Origin of the sequence: Winogradskyella bathintestinalis (genome assembly GCF_030407435.1) — a bacterium.
GTDB classification, from domain to species: Bacteria; Bacteroidota; Bacteroidia; order Flavobacteriales; family Flavobacteriaceae; genus Winogradskyella; species Winogradskyella bathintestinalis.
This window is the reverse complement of the sequence record NZ_JASDDK010000003.1, coordinates 337206-354842: the sequence shown is the minus strand read 5'-3', so window position 1 is coordinate 354842 and position 17637 is coordinate 337206. Positions and strand designations below refer to the sequence as shown.

Sequence of the window (17637 nt, the reverse complement as noted above, 5' to 3'; positions counted from 1 at the left end):
GATTTGAACAACAACTTATTACATACTGAAATTCAAGAATTTATAAATAATAATTTAAACTCAAATACGTCTGAATTATTATTAAAAGGGATTCCGTTTAAAAGCGTTGATTCAAAATTAATTATTGAACAGATAGAAGCCAAAAATCGCTGCCAAAAGAAACTACCGACTTGGTTTAATGCGAAAAATATATATTTCCCAAATAAATTAAATATTGAACAAACCTCATCAGAAAGGACGGCGAATTATAAATCTCAATTAGTATCGGGAAAATCCATTATCGACCTCACCGGAGGCTTTGGTGTTGATGTTTTATATTTTTCTAAACAAATAAAAAACGTCACACATTGCGAAATTAACGCTGAGCTTTCAAAAATCGTTACACATAATTTTGACATCTTAAATACTACAAATATTAACTGTTTAAATGAAAATGGTATTGATGCATTGCAACGCATCGACCAACCTTTCGATTGGATTTATATTGACCCATCTCGTCGTGATGATTCCAAACAGAAAGTGTTTTTACTTGCCGATTGCGAACCCAATATAAAAACACACCAAGAAGTATTGCTTCAATACGCCAAAAATGTGATGATTAAAACATCACCCTTATTGGATATATCGGCAACACTGGCTGACTTAAAGCACGTCAAAGAAATCCATGTCGTGGCTGTTAATAATGAAGTTAAGGAATTACTTTGGATTTTGGAACGCAATTTCGAAGCCGATGTTATAGGAAAGACCGTAAATTTGCAAAAACACACTTCCCAGCACTTTGAATTTTATTTTAATCATGAATCCAACGTCACCGCAAATTACAGCCAGCCACTCACCTATTTATACGAACCGAATGCAGCCATTTTAAAATCGGGCAGTTTCAATGCTATTAGCAAACTTTTGAATGTTGATAAGCTTCATAAGCATTCGCATTTATATACTTCCGAAACCCTTTTGGATTTTCCAGGCAGACGCTTTAAAATTGACAATGTGTTGCCTTTTCATAAAAAAACCTTTTCAAAAACGAAAATAACAAAAGCCAATATAACCACCCGAAACTTTCCATTATCGGTTAATGAAATCCGTAAAAAATTGAAAGTAAAAGACGGCGGAACAACGTATTTGTTTTTCACTACCAACTTAAATAATGATAAAATTATTTTAATTTGTTCAAAAATTTAGAATTCAAAAATAGCGGTTTCTGTGAATGCAAAATTAACGCAATTTTCAGGTTTTAATCGCGTGTTTAAACCCGTGAATTCACTGAACGCTGGTAAAATCAGTTGCTCATCAGATACCTGAAAACAAGGTAATCTTAATTTTTGCCTTCCCTTTCCCTTAATCATCACACCTGGATGTATATGACCAGCTATTGTAAATAATTGGTTATTATCATTTGTTGGTTCATGTATAAATTTGAATGGCGGAACATTCAGTTCTGTTTCAACCTTAATATTAAAATCATCCATGATTTCATTTAAGAGCCTATCATGATTACCTTTAATTAAGGTAATTTTTAAATCTTCAAATTGATGTAACCACGATTTAAACGTAGCCATATTTCCATTGTTCTCAGCATGAAATAAATCGCCAACAATCCAGATATTTTTTGCTTCAAAATGTAGAATCAGTGATTTTAAACGTTCTAAGTCATTATCTAGAATATTATCTGGCATAGGAATTCCATGTTTTCTAAAATGAGCCGTTTTCCCAATATGAATGTCAGATAAGACAAGGACATTTTCACGTTTCCAAAATAAAGCGCGTTGATTAGTTAAAATCAATTCTTCATCTTTTATGTCTATGGATTTTTTTATAAGCGTCATTTAATCAATTTTGAAGGCTTGCGCTTTAATGCGCTGAATACGTTTATCCAAATTTTCATTGGTCATAGTGCCACGCAAACTATCCACTTTTAAAGGAAAGCTCAATGGTGTAAAGGATTTGGCGCGTTTAATGATAATTTTACTTTTCGAAATTCTTTCAAAGGCTGATTGCAAACGGACTTCTTCTAATTGTTGATTAAAAACTTCGGCGTAAGCTTGTCGTAATAATAAATTATCGGGCTCATAATCTTCTAGTACTCTAAATATCAATCCTGATGAAGACTGCAAACTTTTATTATTTTTTCGATTTCCTGGTTGCGATTGCACTACTAAACCAGCAATAACGGCAATATCTCTAAATTTTCGTGATGCCATTTCCGAGGCGTTAATGCTGGCAATAACATCGTCCATTAAATTGTCTCTACTTAATAATGCTGAAATATTATCGTCATTAATAGGTAAAGGTTGATCGCTTAATAACTCAAAACCATAATCATTCATGGCGATGGTGAAAGTTAAAGGTTTTAATTTACTGATGCGATAAGCCATCAATGCTGAAAACACTTCATGAACCAAGCGACCTTCAAAAGGATACATAAATAAATGGTGGCCGTCTTTAGTTTCTATCAGTTCTATTAAAAACTCATCTGCCTTTGGAATATGCGAATGTGATTCCTGTCGCATCATTAAAGGGTTTAAGAATCGTAATTCTTTTTCCAAACGTCCTGGCTCCAAAGCATCGGACAATTTTAATCTTAAAAAATGACTTAAGTTAGAGGTTAACGGCAATCGTCCTCCCAACCAACTTGGCGACACTGCTTTTTTAGCTTTACTACGTCGTACTAATGCGGTCATATCTTTGACTTTCACCAATTCTAAAATGCGTCCAGCCAAAATAAAACTATCACCGGGTTTTAATTTTGAAATAAAGAATTCTTCAATCATACCAATATATCCACCAGAAAAATACTTTACCATCATAGAAGCTTCGCTTACAATGGCACCAATATTCATGCGATGCAACATACTTATTCGTCTGCTCTTAACTTTATACAAACCATTTTCATCTTGTAGCACTTTATGAAACTCTTCGTAGGAACTCAACGTTTTTCCGCCTTTGGTAATAAAATGCAAACACCACCGCCAATCGTCTTCAGTGATATAATGAAAAGCATGAACCTCTAGGATACGCTGAAATAATTTTTCGGAATCGAAACCTTGTCCAACCGCCAAAGTGACCATGAATTGAATTAACACATCAAAGGCTAAAACCATCGGTTCTCGAGATTCAATCTGGTTTTCCTTTACCGCCGTTTTTAAAGCGGAAACCTCTACCAATTCCAAGGAATGCGTGGGCACAAAATATATTTTAGAGCGTTCATAAGGCGAATGTCCACTTCGGCCAGCACGCTGCATAAAACGAGCGATACCTTTTGCCGAGCCAATTTGAATGACACAATCTACAGGTTTAAAATCGACTCCTAAATCTAAAGACGAGGTACAAACTACAGCTTTCAAATACCCACTAGAAATACTGTCTTCAATCCAGTTTCGTAATTTTTTATCGATGGAACCATGATGAATAGCCATGACACCAGCCAATTCTGGATTGGCGTTTAATAATAATTGATACCATAATTCTGATTGTCCTCTCGTATTGGTAAAAATTAACGTGGTGGTGTTAGCATCAATAATGGGTAAAATTTTATCAACCATTTTCGCTCCCAAATGGCCAGCCCACGGTAAGACTTCTATCTCATCGGGAAGCACGGAAACAATATCAATTTTCTTTCTTTCCTTAGCTTTAATTTGCGTGATTTTTAAATCTGCATAAGGTAATAACACTTCTTTTGCCTCTTCGAGATTACCAATGGTGGCCGTAATACCCCAAATTTGAAGTTTCGGTGAATAATATCTTAATTGTGAAATCGCTAATTCAGTAAGAACACCTCGTTTATTTCCCAACAATTCGTGCCATTCGTCAATAGCAACACATTTTACTCCTTTAAAAAAACGTTTATTTTTCTTCTGTGAAAACATAAGATGCATGGTTTCGGGAGTCGTTAACAATATGTCTGGCATTAAGCGTTCTTGTTTTCTTCTAATACTAGTTGGTGTATCACCATTACGTACTTGTACGGACCAATCTAAACCAATAGCATCAACCGCTTCAGTCATAGCTTTTGCTAAATCTTTTGCTAAAGAACGCAGTGGACTTATCCACAATAATTTTAAGCCTTTTGGATAATTTTCAGGATGATTTAGATAATCGATAACAACCGCTAAAAAAACAGAAAAAGTTTTACCAAAACCTGTAGGTGCCACCACCATGCCGCTAAAACCATTGCTATAACGTTGCCACGTCTGACTTTGGAATGGAAATGGTTTTTGACCTTTTTCTGCCATCCAATTCTCGACAATTTGTAAACCTATGCTTTCGTTGAATTTACTCAAGGTGCTGTGATTAGTTTCTTAACGTTTTCAATGGTATCAATTTCTTCTACTGGTTTATCTTTTCGCCAACGTTTTATTCTCGGAAAACGTAAAGCTACACCAGATTTGTGTCGTTTACTAAACGCAATCCCTTCGAAGGCAATTTCGAAAACTAATTCTGGTTTTACTGTTCTTACCGGTCCAAATTTTTCAATCGCATTTTTATTGACCCATCGCGATATTTCGGTAATCTCTTTATCCGTTAATCCTGAATATGCTTTGGCAACGGTAACTAATTTATCCTCTTTTATAACAGCAAATGTATAATCTGTATATTTTGAACTTCGACGACCACTACCCTTTTGGGCATAAATCATTACAGCATCTATAGTCAGCGGATCTACCTTCCATTTCCACCAATCGCCTTTTTTACGACCTGTATGGTATGGTGAGGCCTTTTGTTTCAGCATTAAACCTTCACTATTTATAGCTCTAGAATTTTCCCGAATTGGGTATAAATCGTCCCAAGAATTAAAATCAACCAGAAAAGATAATTTTAAATTATGTTGTGGTTCAATAGAATGAAAAAGTTCTTCTAAAATTGAACGTCTCTCTATCATAGGTTTTACTCGAATATCTTCATCATTACATTCTAAAATATCATAAATATAAAAACCAACAGGAACGTCATCAAGTAATTTTTTGGTTACATTTTTACGGTTAAGTCGTTTTTGCAAATCATTAAATAAAAGAACGGAATTATCTTTCATGGCCAAGATTTCTCCGTCGATAACAAAATCATATTTAAATTTAGAAATCGTTTCTACTAATTCAGGAAATTGTTCTGTGACTAATTCCTCTCCACGCGACCAAATATAAATTTCATTATTTCGTTTTACGATTTGCCCTCTAATACCATCCCACTTCTGCTCAACTATCCAATCTTTTGGTTCACCTAATTCTGGCAATTCTTTTTCCAAAGCATAGGCTAAGCAAAAAGGATAAGGTTTGGAATTATCATAATTAATGTGTGAACCGTTGATGAGTTCGTCAAAAGAAATGGTATCTATATCCCAATTTCCAATAATACTATGCATCAGTTGATTGGCATCAATTTCAGTAAGCTTTGCAAGTGCATTGACCAAGGTCTTTTTTGATACTCCAATTCTGAAACTGCCTCCAATCAATTTATTAAAAATTAATCGTTCTTGTTGTTTAAGACCATTCCAAGCTTCTAAAACATATTTCTTTTTTTCGCTTTCTGATTTTGGTTTTAAGGTTTTGAGTTGTGACATCCATGCGCTAAGTGTCAAATCGATTTGATTTTTTGGATCAGGTAAAAGCAACGCAATCGTCTCTCCTAAATCGCCAACAGTACTGTAACTTTCGAGAAATAGCCACTCTGGCAATTCGGTAATTTCCATGCACCATTGCTTCATCAAAGTTGTTTTTACAGGTCTTGAAGGTCGTTTTCCGGTAAATAATGCGATAAGCCATAATTTATCCTTATCTGGTGCCACTTTAAAATAATTGACCAAAGCTTCAATTTTCGCATTGGTTTTATTGGTGATCTCGATGGCACTTATGAGTTCTGAAAACTGTTTCATACTCCAATTTTATTTTCAGATTCCTTTTCCGCTTTTACCATAGCTTCATCACCATAATCGGTTTTTAATTCATTAGCTTTAATTCCTATCTCATTCAAATATTTAGAAAAAATGGCTTGTGAACCATGTGTAACATATACTTGCTCTGCCTCAGTCGCTTTCACGGCTGACAGTAGACCATTCCAATCGGCATGATCGCTAACGGCGAAGCCAGCATCAACAGATTGCCAACGTCGATTACCTCGTATTTGCATCCATCCAGAACAAATAGCGGTTGCAGCATTTGGCACGCGTTTCAATAATTTTGAACCCAATAAACCCGGTGGCATTATGATTATTCTATTTTGAATTTCTTTTTTATCGAAGTCGTTTACTAATAATGTTGTTCTTGGTAATTGAATACCTGAATTTGAAATTGCTTCGTTCAAATTATGGATAGCAGAATGTACGTAAACATCATCCATTCCATCTAACAATGACATTAAGCGCTGAGCTTTTCCTAAAGAGTAGCCAAGAAAGACAGAGGTTCTATTATTAGTTTTGTTGGTCTCTACCCATTGGTGTAATTCGGCTTGTAGTTCTTTTTCACTTTTCCAATTATAAATTGGCAATCCAAAAGTACTTTCGGTAATAAAGGTGTTGCATTTAATAGGTTCGAATGGTGTGGAAATAAAATCAGGTTGTGTTTTATAATCCCCAGAAAACACTACGACATAACCCTTATATTCTAATCGGATTTGTGCAGAACCAATAACATGGCCCGCAGGATGAAAACTGACTTTTACATCATTGATAAGTATTGGATCGTCATAACCTAGACTTTCAATTTTAATATCAGCGCCTATACGATGTTGTAATATGGCTTTAGATTCGTTATGACATAAATAACTTTTCATTCCCCAACGTGCATGATCTGCATGTCCATGAGATATTATGGCATAATCAACAGGAAACCAAGGGTCTAAATAAAATTTGCCTCGTGGACAATAAATTCCCTTTTTTGTGAATTTTATGAGTTGCATAGATGTTCTATAAATCTGCAACAAGCTATCAATTATGTGTAAATTTTATTAGTAAAATAACGTTAAATATTAACACATATGAAGTGATATTTAAATTAAAGAAATCCTTGTTGGTCAACTATCATATCATTTCCCCATAGTTTTACCAGATAAGAAATATCGATTGGAAAAAATGAAGAGGACCCATCACTATTATATTTAATCGGACATTCAATTCTACAGCCATCTACAATCTCACATTTATTTTTATGGTTATCAGAAATAAAAATGGATTTAGAATCTAATTTTTCATAGACCTTTTTAAGATCCACAATGGCATATTTCAAAAACGACGATGACTTTGAAATCTCTTTTTTTGTACTGTCTAAAATACCATAAGTAAAATAATGGGCTTTCATTTTATAATATTCAGACTCGTGTCGGCATTCATTTTTGTTTTCATCTCTACGATAACGAATAGTGAAATCTGTAAATTGTTTATATTTTTCATCTCTAAAGCGCTCTTGAACACTCATTACATTATCACCATTTCTAAAAACATAATCAATGCCATCTAACATGTCAATATAATTGGCATAATCTTTTCTTAACTGTACTTCACTCCATCCTAAGGATGCATAGATTAACGGCACAGCTAATTGTTTGTGAACAAAATCGGTGAAAGCTCTATCGTTTTTATAGTAAGACATTTTAAGATTAAAGTTAGATTAACGCAATTTTTATGTTTTTAGAGTTTAGGTAAACTGAATACAATTCATATTAAGATGCACATAGATGTCTGATAAATATACACTTAAATTGTGGTAATATAATTTTTATAAAAAACTCAAAAAAATTGTTGCGTTCTTTAAAATGTTGCGTTACATTTGCATCCGCATTTAAAGGAATGTTCTTTTATGTATTGGAGAGGTGCCTGAGTGGCCGAAAGGAGCGGTTTGCTAAATCGTCGTAGGTGGAAACACTTACCCAGGGTTCGAATCCCTGTCTCTCCGCAAATTTTACTACAGCGTATGCGACTGTAAGTAATTTTAGATAATCAATTCGGGGTGTAGCGTAGCCCGGTTATCGCGCCACGTTTGGGACGTGGAGGCCGCAGGTTCGAATCCTGCCACCCCGACTTTATTAAGGTCGCAATTCTACCGAAGTGTCGGAACTGCCACCTAATTTTTTTATTGAATTTTTAGAGTTTTACTCTAATGGTCGCATAGCTCAGCTGGATAGAGCACCTGCCTTCTAAGCAGGCGGTCCTAGGTTCGAATCCTAGTGCGATCACAAAAAGCCTTACTAGAAATAGTGAGGCTTTTTTGTGTCGTGATGTTAGTACTTTCTACCTTCCAATAAATCGCGTTAATTAAAACACTTAATAATAGAATTCTAAAGTTAGAACATTCTATTTTTTGGATAGAAATGCCCCTAGATTCTCCCGAAGCGTCGGGACTAGTACGATCACAGAAAGCCCTACTAGAAATAGTTGGGCTTTTTTGTGTATTGATGTTAGTACTTTCTACCTTCCTACAAATCGCGTTAATTAAAACATTTTATAATAGAATTCTAAAGTTAGAACATTCTATTTTTTGGATAGAAATGCCCCTAGGTTCTCCTAAAGCGTCGGGACTAGTGCGATCACAAAAAGCCTTACTAAATATATAGTGAGGCTTTTTTGTGTATTGATGTTAGTACTTTCTACCTTCTAATAAATCGCGTTAATTAAAACATTTAATAATAGAATTCTAAAGTTAGAACATTCTATTTTTTAGATAGAAATGCCCCTAGGTTCTCCCGAAGCGTCGGGACTAGTGCGATCACAAAAAGCCTTACTAAATATATAGGGAGGCTTTTTTGTGTATTGATGTTAGTACTTTCTACCTTCCAATAAATCGCGTTAATTAAAACATTTAATAATAGAATTCTAAAGTTAGAACATTCTATTTTTTAGATAGGAATGACCCTAGCTCTCCCGAAGCGTCGGGACTAGTGCGATCACAAAAAGCCTTACTAAATATATAGTGAGGCTTTTTTGTGTCGTGATGTTAGTTCTTTCTACCTTCCTATAAATCGCGTTAATTAAAACATTTAATAATAGAATTCTAAAGTTAGAACATTCTATTTTTTGGATAGAAATGCCCCTAGGTTCTCCTGAAGCGTCGGGACTAGTGCAATCACAGAAAGCCTTACTAAATATATAGTTAGGCTTTTTTATGTCTTGATGTTAGTACTTTCTACCTTCCAATAAATCGCGTTAATTAAAACAATTTATAATTGAATTCTACAGTTAGAACATTCTATTTTTTAGATAGAAATGCCCCTAGGTTCTCCTGAAGCGTCGGGACTAGTGCGATCACAAAAAGCCATATTAGAAAAAGTGAGGCTTTTTTGTCTTGATAAAAGCCAGATTTTCAATTAATGATGCTATATTCTCTTTCATCATAGAACAGATTATTCGTTACATTTTTATTCTACCCAAAATGTCTTTTGGTATGTTATCTTGCCATGCAAATTTTTAAAAACCATAATTGGACTTGCCTAACAGTCCATAAAATATAAGACAAAATCGCTATTCTCTTTTTTAGTTGGGGTTACTACTTTTTCCTTTGATAGTACTGGTTTGACTTCAAAATCAAAATCGAGCTGTAATACATTAAAATTTTCCATAATATGAAATTTTATTTTGAATAATGACTTAATAATATTCGATAATACAGCAGATGCTTGTCTCTATAATTAGCCTAATGCTTTTCTACGTCTTCAATTTTGAAATCCGTACTACTTAAATATTAATACACTTCTACTCCTTGTAATGAAATATTGCGTATTTCAGATACTTATTTCGTGATGCTAAAATTTTTATTAAATAATAATTGAGTAGTGACTAGACGAAGCTAAAATCTCAACTCAAAAAAAGAGAACAGAGTAAAAATTTTGAATAGATACCTCTTTCTTATAGATGATTTGTATCATCATCACGCCTGACATACATCATTATTTTCAATGTATTACTGTGCTAATTTTGCTTGAAACAACACAGCAAATGAAGTCTTACCATATATTAATAATATTGTTCGTCTTTTCGTTAGGGCAACAAATCAAGGCTCAAGAGCAAGTCACCTTGACTTTAGATGATGCCATAAATTTGGCAAAACAACAAAATATAGATATTTCAATATCCCAAAAACAGTTTGAAATTTCAGAATTTGCTTTAAAAGAATCCAAAGGTAATTTTCTTCCAAAATTATCGGCAAGCGCCAATTATAATCGGAACATAGACCGTCAGGTGATCTTTTTACCCAATGGTTTTGGAATGAGTGGTGCTGCCACCGAATTGGGTTCAGACAATGATTATCGTGCTTCCCTAAATCTGTCTATGCCCCTTTTTTCAAAATATAATTTTGTCAACAAACAATTTTCAGAAAATCGCTTAGATTTTCAGCAAGAGGTATCACGAGGCACGGAACAATCTATTGTCAATACCACTAAAAAGGCCTATTTCAATTATTTGATAGCGCAAGAAGTGGTCATGGTGCAACAACACCGATTGAATAATGCTTCGGAAACTTTAAAAGACATTAAAAAACGAGTAAAACAAGGAATTTTAACAGAATTTGATATTACTTCGGCTCGTGTTCAGGTAGCCAATGCAACCACTAATTTGTTAGAAGCGAAAAACAGCATAGTGCCGGCTGCCAACGTTTTGAAATTGGTGCTAGGTCTTTCGCCTGACACAAATGTTCAGCTTACCGATTCCATTTCGATATTGGAAAAGGAATTATTGATGAACGAAAGTATCAAAAGCATGCTCAAAAACAACAGCCGATTGAAACAATTGGAGCTCGATATTTCCATTGCTGAAACACAGATAAAAATGGCAGAATCAGCCTATTATCCAAATGTAGATTTTGTTGGGAATTATGTCTATCAGGCGCAAGCGGATGACTTTGAAGTTTCCAATTACGATTGGGTCCACACCAGTTTGGTAGGTTTGCAGGTAAACATTCCCATTTTTAATGGAACCGTTACAAACAACAAAGTGCAACAGGCAAAAATCAGTAAGGATATCGCCGAAAAAGAGAAGGCTTATGCCACAGACCAATACCGCATGCGTTACCAAGAAATAATGACGAACCTCAACTTTTCACTTCAAAAAACCGAAGTCCAAAAAGAAAATATGGAACTCACTGCCGAGGCACTTGCACTCGCAAAAAAACGCTACAACTTAGGTGTTGGTACTTTTTTAGAAGTAAACGATGCTGAGCTGTCTTACACACAATCGAGATTAAGTTGGCTTCAAGCCATTTCAAATTATAAAAACGCTTTTTACGATTATCAATTACTTATCGGAAACGATTTAAACTAAACAACATGAAAAAATTAAAATGGATAATTCCCGTAATTCTCATCATAGCATTAGCTGGATACTTCATTATGAAACCACGTTTAGATGCCAAAAATCTTGAATTTACCTATACCACTTTCGAAATAGGCGATATTGAAGCCAATATTTCCAGTACAGGTACTTTGGAAGCTATAAATACAGTTGAGATTGGTACGCAGATTTCTGGAACTATCGAGCGGATTTATGTGGATTATAATGACAAAGTAGTCGCTGGACAACTTTTGGCAGAGATGGATTTAAAACTGCTCAATACCAATTTAATCAGTGCAAAGGCTAATCTTTCGGTGAGTAAAGCACAACTCAATCAAGCAAAAACTGAATTTGATCGAGATCAAAATTTGTATGACCAGAAGGTCATTCCAGAACGTCAATTTACCAATTCTAAATTTACATACGAGCAGGCAAAAAGCGCGCGTGATGCGGCTTCTGCAGCAGTAAAAAATATTCAGGTAAGCATGGGGTATGCTAAAATAACATCACCAATTAGCGGAACAGTTACAGAACGTAGTGTAGAAGAAGGTCAAACCGTTGCAGCTTCATTTTCAACACCTACCTTATTTATTATTGCAGAAGATTTATCCCAAATGCAAATTTTAGCAGATGTGGATGAAAGTGATATTGGCTATATAAAAAACCAAATGAAAGTACGGTTTACTGTGCAAACGTATCCAGAGACTTATTTCCTAGGAAATGTAAGTCAAATTAGATTACAACCCATAAAAGTTAATAATGTAGTTAATTATCAAGTTGTAGTTGATGTTGATAATAGAGAAGGGAAATTATTACCAGGAATGACTGCTAATCTTGAGTTTATTACAGAAACTGCCAAAAATGTACTTTTATTAAATAATTCCGCTTTTCGTTTTCGTCCAACTGAAGACATGTTAGAAGAAATCAAACCTTTATTAATTGAAAAAGCAAACCGTCTATTACCAGATTCATTACAGCAAAATTTTGAAAGCGCTTTAAATAATGATGAAACATATACACCTGCTAATTATAAAAAGAAATTACCTTCTAAATTTGATGGTTTTTTCTATAAAGGTCCTGATGGAAAACTCGATTTTAAGTTTGTAGAAATAGGAATTAAATCAGGTTTACAATCTGAAATAACACGTTTTTTAGACGGAACACCTCTAAAATCTGGCAACAAAGCTGTTAATAGTATTAAATCTCAAGATTAAATTATGGCAAACAAGAAAGTCATAGAAACAAAAAAAGTGAGTCGTGTATTCAAAAATGGCGAAATTGAAGTACATGCGCTAACTGATGTAGATTTGGTTGTTAAGCAAGGTGAGTTTGTATCCATAATGGGAGCTTCCGGCTCTGGTAAATCAACCTATTTAAATATTATAGGTTGTTTAGATTTACCATCGTCTGGCGAGTATTTTCTTGATGGTGTTCATGTTAATTCACTTTCAAAAAACCAATTGGCAGATATTCGCAATCAAAAAATAGGATTCATTTTTCAGAGTTACAATTTATTATCTAGAACAACAGCTTTAGATAATGTAGCCTTACCGTTAGTTTACGACAGAACAGGACGTTTTGACAACCCTGATGAAATGGCTAAAAATGCACTTATTCAAGTAGGTTTACAAGACCGAATTTATCATAAAACCAATGAGCTTTCGGGTGGACAACAACAGCGCGTGGCCATTGCAAGAGCTTTAGTTAATGACCCAACATTGATATTAGCTGATGAGCCAACAGGGAACTTGGATAGTAAAACAAGTATTGATATTGCCGATTTATTTGTACGTCTTAATGATGCAGGGAAAACGATTCTCATGATTACCCACGAGCCAGATATTGCGCAATTTGCAAAACGAATGGTAACTTTTAGAGATGGTAGAATTCTAAAAGACGAACGTATAGAAAATAGAACCACCAAGGAAAGTGCTCTTCGTGAACTAGAATTAACCGCAAAACAAGTCTGATGAAACAGTTATTTAAAACATTCAAAGTGGCATTTCAAGCCATTTATAAAAACAGAACAAGAAGTCTATTAACTATGTTGGGTATCATCATTGGTGTGGCAGCAGTTATCATGACTATTTCTGCTGGTGAAGGTGCCACAAAACAAGTACAGGACCAAATTTCTGGCTTAGGGACCAATTTGTTAATTATTCAAGTAAAACAGGAACGTCGTGGTGGTATTTCTGTTAGAAAAGGAAAAGAATTAAGCAAAAAAGATTATGAAATTTTACGAGATAATTCCGTTTGGTTAAAGAAAATATCGCCTATGGTTGTTGCAGGAGGACAAGCCATAAGTAATCAAGGTTATAAAACGACCATTGTATATGGTGTGTCACAAGATTATTTTGATATTATGAGTCGCGAAGTCACTTTAGGTGAAGCATTTTCTGAATTGGATGTGAAACTTGCAAAACAAGTGTGCTTAATTGGAAAAACCATACAAGAAGAATTGTTTGGTGGCGAAAACGCGATTGGAAAAACCATAAGAATAGATAAAGTGCCTTTTACCATTGTAGGCTTGCTTGAAGAACAAGGACAAGGCGGAATGGGTAGCGATCAAGACGATATGGTCGTTGCTCCTTATACTACAGTTCAAAACAGACTCTTTGGTAATGCCAATTTTAATGTATTTATGGCATCGGCAATTAGTGAGGATAAAATAGATGATGCAGAAATTGAAGCCACTATTTTATTACGCGAAGCTCACAAAATACTATCAGACCAAGAAGATGATTTTGACATTACAACACAAGTAGAGCTCAACGAAATCACAGGAGAAATTACAGATATTCTTACCATTTTATTAGGGGCTATTGCTAGTATTTCATTACTTGTAGGTGGGATAGGAATCATGAACATTATGCTGGTTTCCGTTACAGAACGAACTCGTGAAATAGGCACACGATTGGCACTTGGCGCTCGCGAAAGTGATATCCTTACCCAATTTTTAACCGAAGCTATTGTTTTAAGTGCTGCAGGTGGAATTGTTGGAATTGCCATAGGTATTGTAGGCAACCAAATTATTTACCAAGCTACCGATTTTTATATTCCCACAGCAGGCTATGCTATTGCTATTGGTTTCGGATTCTCGGCGGTTATTGGAATAGCATTTGGCTATTTTCCAGCAAGAAAAGCGGCAAAATTGAATCCAATTGAAGCATTACGCTATGAATAACTTAATTAAATACAAGTACTATGGAATATTCAATATCTAAATTTTTGAAAGAACACGTAGTGAGTTGGTGGATACCTTTGGCATTCGGGATACTATTTATAGTCCTTGGAAGTATTATCTTTTTCTATCCGTTTAAAAGTTACGAATATGTAACGATCGCCTTGGGCATTGCACTTATCATTGCAGGTATTGGCGAATTATTGCACAGCCGTTTTGGTCAGAAATCAGAACTTAAATTTTTAGGTTTTTTTAGTGGTATAATAAGTCTATTTGTAGGTGTTCTGTTTATTCAGAACACAGAACTTACAATGATGTTGCTCCCTTATTATTTTGGGTTATGGTTGCTGCTGCGTTCGTTTTTATTGTTAGGTTTTAATTCTGAAGCAAAAAAACTCAAAATCACTAAAACAACACCTGTTTTAGTTCTTGCTATATTAACCGGTTTGATGGCTGTCATTATATTATTTAATCCTGTAGTGGGTAAATTTGGTATTATCATTCTAATTGCGCTCACATTTTTTGCCCTTGGATTGTTTAATATCATGCTTGCTATAACATTAAAAAAAATAACCACCTTCTATAATTTAAAATAAAGAACACAATGATTAACACAGACACAACGGTACATATGATAATAAATAGTACCACTACAGAAAATGATTTTGAAATGGTTTTTGACCAGATGAAAGAAATTAATGCCAAGAAAGGTTTTTTTAATCTTTTGCTTGAAGTAGAAGATGCCTCTAACATTAAAAATTTTAAAAGCGTAGGTTTTATATCCGAATTGAAATGGTTTGCGGTAAAAAATATGCGGAAATATGCTGTCGTGACAGACGTAGATTGGCTAGAAAACCTCATTCCGGTGGGCAACATTTTTACACCTGGTATCCCTATGAAAAGATTTGATGAGGATGACATACAAGGAGCTATCGATTGGATAAACGCACCAACAGATAACGAAAAACATGGTATGGCAATAATGCAGTAAGAAGGCTATTTGCATTTGTTAGTGTACGAAACGCTTACCAAAGCAGATTATACCTTTCTAAAAAAAAAAATGGCACATTTTGACGAAAAAGTATCGCTGCTTATAGAAATGGGCGATTTTGAAGGATTGACGCTTCAGGCTTTTTGGGAAGATTTAAAAATGGCATTTTCGTCCTACGGAAAAATTAAAAATATTGCACTCGTTTCAGATAAAAAAGTTAATGCCCTAATAAAAACCGCAGACTTTGTTACACCAGGTTTAGACCTCAAATTATTTACAATTACAGAGATGCATGATGCTATTGAATGGCTCAATAAATAATAACTCTTAAAATTTTAAAAATGAAAAAATTTAGTAATAAAACCGTATTAATAACAGGTGGTTCTGGTGGAATTGGAACTGCAACCGCAGCATTATTTCTTAAAAAAGGTGCAAACGTAATGTTAGTGGATATTGATGAAGAAGCTTTAAAAAGTACTTCGGAAAAATTAAATAACGACAATTTAGCTTACATAAAAGCAAATGTAACAGACGAAAAACAGGTAAAAAAATACGTGGACGCTACCGTAGAAAAATTTGGTAGTATTGACATTTTTTTTAACAATGCTGGTGTTGAAGGAAAAGTGTTGCCATTAGATGAATACCCTTTGGATATTTTTAACCAAGTAATAGACGTCAACATAAAGGGCGTTTATTACGGACTTAGACATGTATTTCCTGTAATGAAAGAAAATGGTGGGAGCATTATTATAACCTCATCGGTCTCAGGCCTTGAAGGCACAGCAAATGTATTGCCCTACGTTACTAGTAAACATGCTGTTATAGGAATGATGCGTACCGCAGCTCTAGAAGGTGCACCACATAATATTAGGGTAAATACCGTAAATCCTTCGCCAGTAGATAACCGTATGATGCGTTCTTTAGAAGCAGGTTTTGCACCAGATGATGCTGTAAATGCCAAGAAAAATTTTGAAGCCGGTATCCCTTTAGGCAGATACGCCACAAATGAAGATGTTGCCTATATAGTGGAATTTTTAGCAAGTGATAAAAGCGCATTTATAACAGGTACTGTAAATAGTGTTGATGGTGGAATGACTGCCTAAATATTATCTATAAACCACTGCAAACACATTGCAAACAACCTAAACTATAATGGGATAGCGGTGTGACAATTTGTTTATACCAACGTGATTTTTCACATTTCATAATTATTGGGAGTTATAATGTGGAATATTCTATAGATACTGCGAATTTAGATATTCGCAGTTTTGAAGTAAAGGCCATAATGTATAACACTAACACAATACTGGAATTAAACGAACAATTTGAGCTCGTTTTAAAGAATAGCAGCATTTTGATTTTAAATCAATTTCAACAACGTAAAAATCCGGACTATCTTAAAGAGAATTTTGCTCGGTTGGTAAGTTCTTTGATTTTATGTTTTCTAACTCTGTCAAAATAACAGGAATGTGTTTTTGTGCCTCTTCATAGCCTAAATCAAAGATCTCTTTGGCTTTTTTCATATCAAATGTTCCATAATGTTCCAATTTCTGCGGAAGAATAATATGGTTACATTTATCAAACTTTTGTAATGATGTATAGCGTGTCGTTATTTGGTACACACGGTCCAGAACTTTAAAAGAATTGGTTAATTTACTGGCCTCAATAGGTTTTAAAGGGTCAACATAAACACCTAAAATATAATCGCATTTAGCGACCAAAGGTTCTACAGGAAAATTATTAACCACACCACCATCAACATAAAGCGTACCGTTGATGTTGTATGGCGAAAAAACTAATGGAAAAGCTGAAGACGCCAAAATAGTATCTACCAAAGGGCCTTTTTTAAAAACCTTCGTACGTCCTTTAACCAAATCAGTGGTATTAATAAACAATTTGGTAGAAAGCGATTCAAACGAATCAACTTCAAAAAAGGTCTCGAATTGTGATTTGAAACGTTCTAGGTCAATCAAACCTGGTTTTCCAAAGGCAAAATTGGAAAAACTAAAAATGGACGCTTTTTGGAATATTTCAAAAATCTCATCAGCCTTTTTCCCTGAAGCATACAACGCACCAACCATAGCACCAGCACTTGAACCCGAGACGCAATCGGGAAAGATATTATGCTCTTCCAAAACCTTGAGCACACCGATGTGAGCAACGCCTTTAACGCCACCACCAGATAAAGCCAAACCTATTTTATAGGGTTTCATATCA

General features: G+C 34.6%; 16 protein-coding genes and 3 tRNA genes. 12 read left to right on the top strand and 7 right to left on the bottom strand.

Annotated elements, in window-relative coordinates:
- Window positions 1–3: 3 nt before the first annotated feature.
- Window positions 4–1182, top strand: coding sequence for a THUMP-like domain-containing protein (locus QMA06_RS11020; RefSeq protein ID WP_290206904.1), 1179 nt, complete (start codon window positions 4–6; stop codon window positions 1180–1182).
- Here QMA06_RS11020 and pdeM read toward each other — a convergent pair.
- From pdeM to QMA06_RS10995, 5 genes are all read right to left on the bottom strand, one after another.
- Complete coding sequence (gene pdeM, locus QMA06_RS11015) at window positions 1179–1826, bottom strand: ligase-associated DNA damage response endonuclease PdeM (protein WP_290206903.1); 648 nt, start codon at window positions 1824–1826, stop codon at window positions 1179–1181. The two genes, QMA06_RS11020 and pdeM, sit on opposite strands and share 4 nt — an antisense overlap.
- Window positions 1827–4280: a ligase-associated DNA damage response DEXH box helicase gene (locus QMA06_RS11010; protein ID WP_290206902.1), complete on the bottom strand. Its 2454-nt coding sequence runs from the start codon at window positions 4278–4280 to the stop codon at window positions 1827–1829.
- A complete protein-coding gene (locus tag QMA06_RS11005; protein WP_290206901.1) occupies window positions 4277–5866 on the bottom strand; it encodes an ATP-dependent DNA ligase in 1590 nt (529 codons plus the stop codon). Before QMA06_RS11005 ends, QMA06_RS11010 begins: the two co-directional genes overlap by 4 nt.
- Entirely contained in the window at window positions 5863–6888 is a 1026-nt protein-coding gene (locus tag QMA06_RS11000; RefSeq protein WP_290206900.1) for a ligase-associated DNA damage response exonuclease, read from the bottom strand. Before QMA06_RS11000 ends, QMA06_RS11005 begins: the two co-directional genes overlap by 4 nt.
- Before the next feature lie 95 nt (window positions 6889–6983).
- Complete coding sequence (locus QMA06_RS10995; protein WP_290206899.1) at window positions 6984–7577, bottom strand: hypothetical protein; 594 nt, start codon at window positions 7575–7577, stop codon at window positions 6984–6986.
- 214 nt (window positions 7578–7791) lie between these two features.
- Here QMA06_RS10995 and QMA06_RS10990 point away from each other — a divergent pair.
- The 3 genes from QMA06_RS10990 (at window position 7792) to QMA06_RS10980 (ending at window position 8160) form a co-directional block, all read left to right on the top strand.
- Window positions 7792–7880 (top strand) — tRNA-Ser (locus QMA06_RS10990).
- Between the two features lie 50 nt (window positions 7881–7930).
- Window positions 7931–8005 (top strand) — tRNA-Pro (locus tag QMA06_RS10985).
- Between the two features lie 81 nt (window positions 8006–8086).
- Window positions 8087–8160 (top strand) — tRNA-Arg (locus QMA06_RS10980).
- A 1251-nt stretch (window positions 8161–9411) separates the two neighbouring features.
- Here QMA06_RS10980 and QMA06_RS10975 read toward each other — a convergent pair.
- Window positions 9412–9540 carry a hypothetical protein gene (locus tag QMA06_RS10975; protein WP_290206898.1) on the bottom strand — a complete coding sequence of 43 codons (129 nt, stop codon included), beginning with the start codon at window positions 9538–9540 and terminating at the stop codon, window positions 9412–9414.
- Between the two features lie 376 nt (window positions 9541–9916).
- On the opposite strand from QMA06_RS10975, the gene QMA06_RS10970 reads away from it, so the two are divergent.
- Genes QMA06_RS10970 through QMA06_RS10935 form a run of 8 tightly spaced genes read left to right on the top strand, consistent with a single transcriptional unit; the run spans window position 9917 to window position 16523 of the window.
- A complete protein-coding gene (locus QMA06_RS10970; protein WP_290206897.1) occupies window positions 9917–11239 on the top strand; it encodes a TolC family protein in 1323 nt (440 codons plus the stop codon).
- 5 nt (window positions 11240–11244) lie between these two features.
- On the top strand, window positions 11245–12462 hold the full coding sequence (locus QMA06_RS10965; protein WP_290206896.1) for an efflux RND transporter periplasmic adaptor subunit: 1218 nt from the start codon (window positions 11245–11247) through the stop codon (window positions 12460–12462).
- Window positions 12463–12465: 3 nt separating this feature from the next.
- Window positions 12466–13218 (top strand): ABC transporter ATP-binding protein, encoded by a 753-nt coding sequence (locus QMA06_RS10960; RefSeq protein ID WP_290206895.1) that lies wholly within the window; start codon window positions 12466–12468, stop codon window positions 13216–13218.
- Window positions 13218–14432 (top strand): ABC transporter permease, encoded by a 1215-nt coding sequence (locus QMA06_RS10955; RefSeq protein ID WP_290206894.1) that lies wholly within the window; start codon window positions 13218–13220, stop codon window positions 14430–14432. Before QMA06_RS10960 ends, QMA06_RS10955 begins: the two co-directional genes overlap by 1 nt.
- Window positions 14433–14452: 20 nt before the next feature.
- On the top strand, window positions 14453–15025 hold the full coding sequence (locus QMA06_RS10950; RefSeq protein ID WP_290206893.1) for an HdeD family acid-resistance protein: 573 nt from the start codon (window positions 14453–14455) through the stop codon (window positions 15023–15025).
- An 8-nt stretch (window positions 15026–15033) separates the two neighbouring features.
- Window positions 15034–15420, top strand: a complete 387-nt coding sequence (locus QMA06_RS10945) for a SpoIIAA family protein (protein WP_290206892.1) — start codon at window positions 15034–15036, stop codon at window positions 15418–15420.
- Between the two features lie 21 nt (window positions 15421–15441).
- Complete coding sequence (locus QMA06_RS10940; protein ID WP_290206960.1) at window positions 15442–15741, top strand: SpoIIAA family protein; 300 nt, start codon at window positions 15442–15444, stop codon at window positions 15739–15741.
- Window positions 15742–15761: 20 nt separating this feature from the next.
- On the top strand, window positions 15762–16523 hold the full coding sequence (locus QMA06_RS10935; protein WP_290206891.1) for an SDR family NAD(P)-dependent oxidoreductase: 762 nt from the start codon (window positions 15762–15764) through the stop codon (window positions 16521–16523).
- A gap of 294 nt (window positions 16524–16817) precedes the next feature.
- On the opposite strand, the gene QMA06_RS10930 is transcribed toward QMA06_RS10935, so the two are convergent.
- Window positions 16818–17633, bottom strand: a complete 816-nt coding sequence (locus QMA06_RS10930; protein ID WP_290206890.1) for a patatin-like phospholipase family protein — start codon at window positions 17631–17633, stop codon at window positions 16818–16820.
- Window positions 17634–17637: the final 4 nt, after the last annotated feature.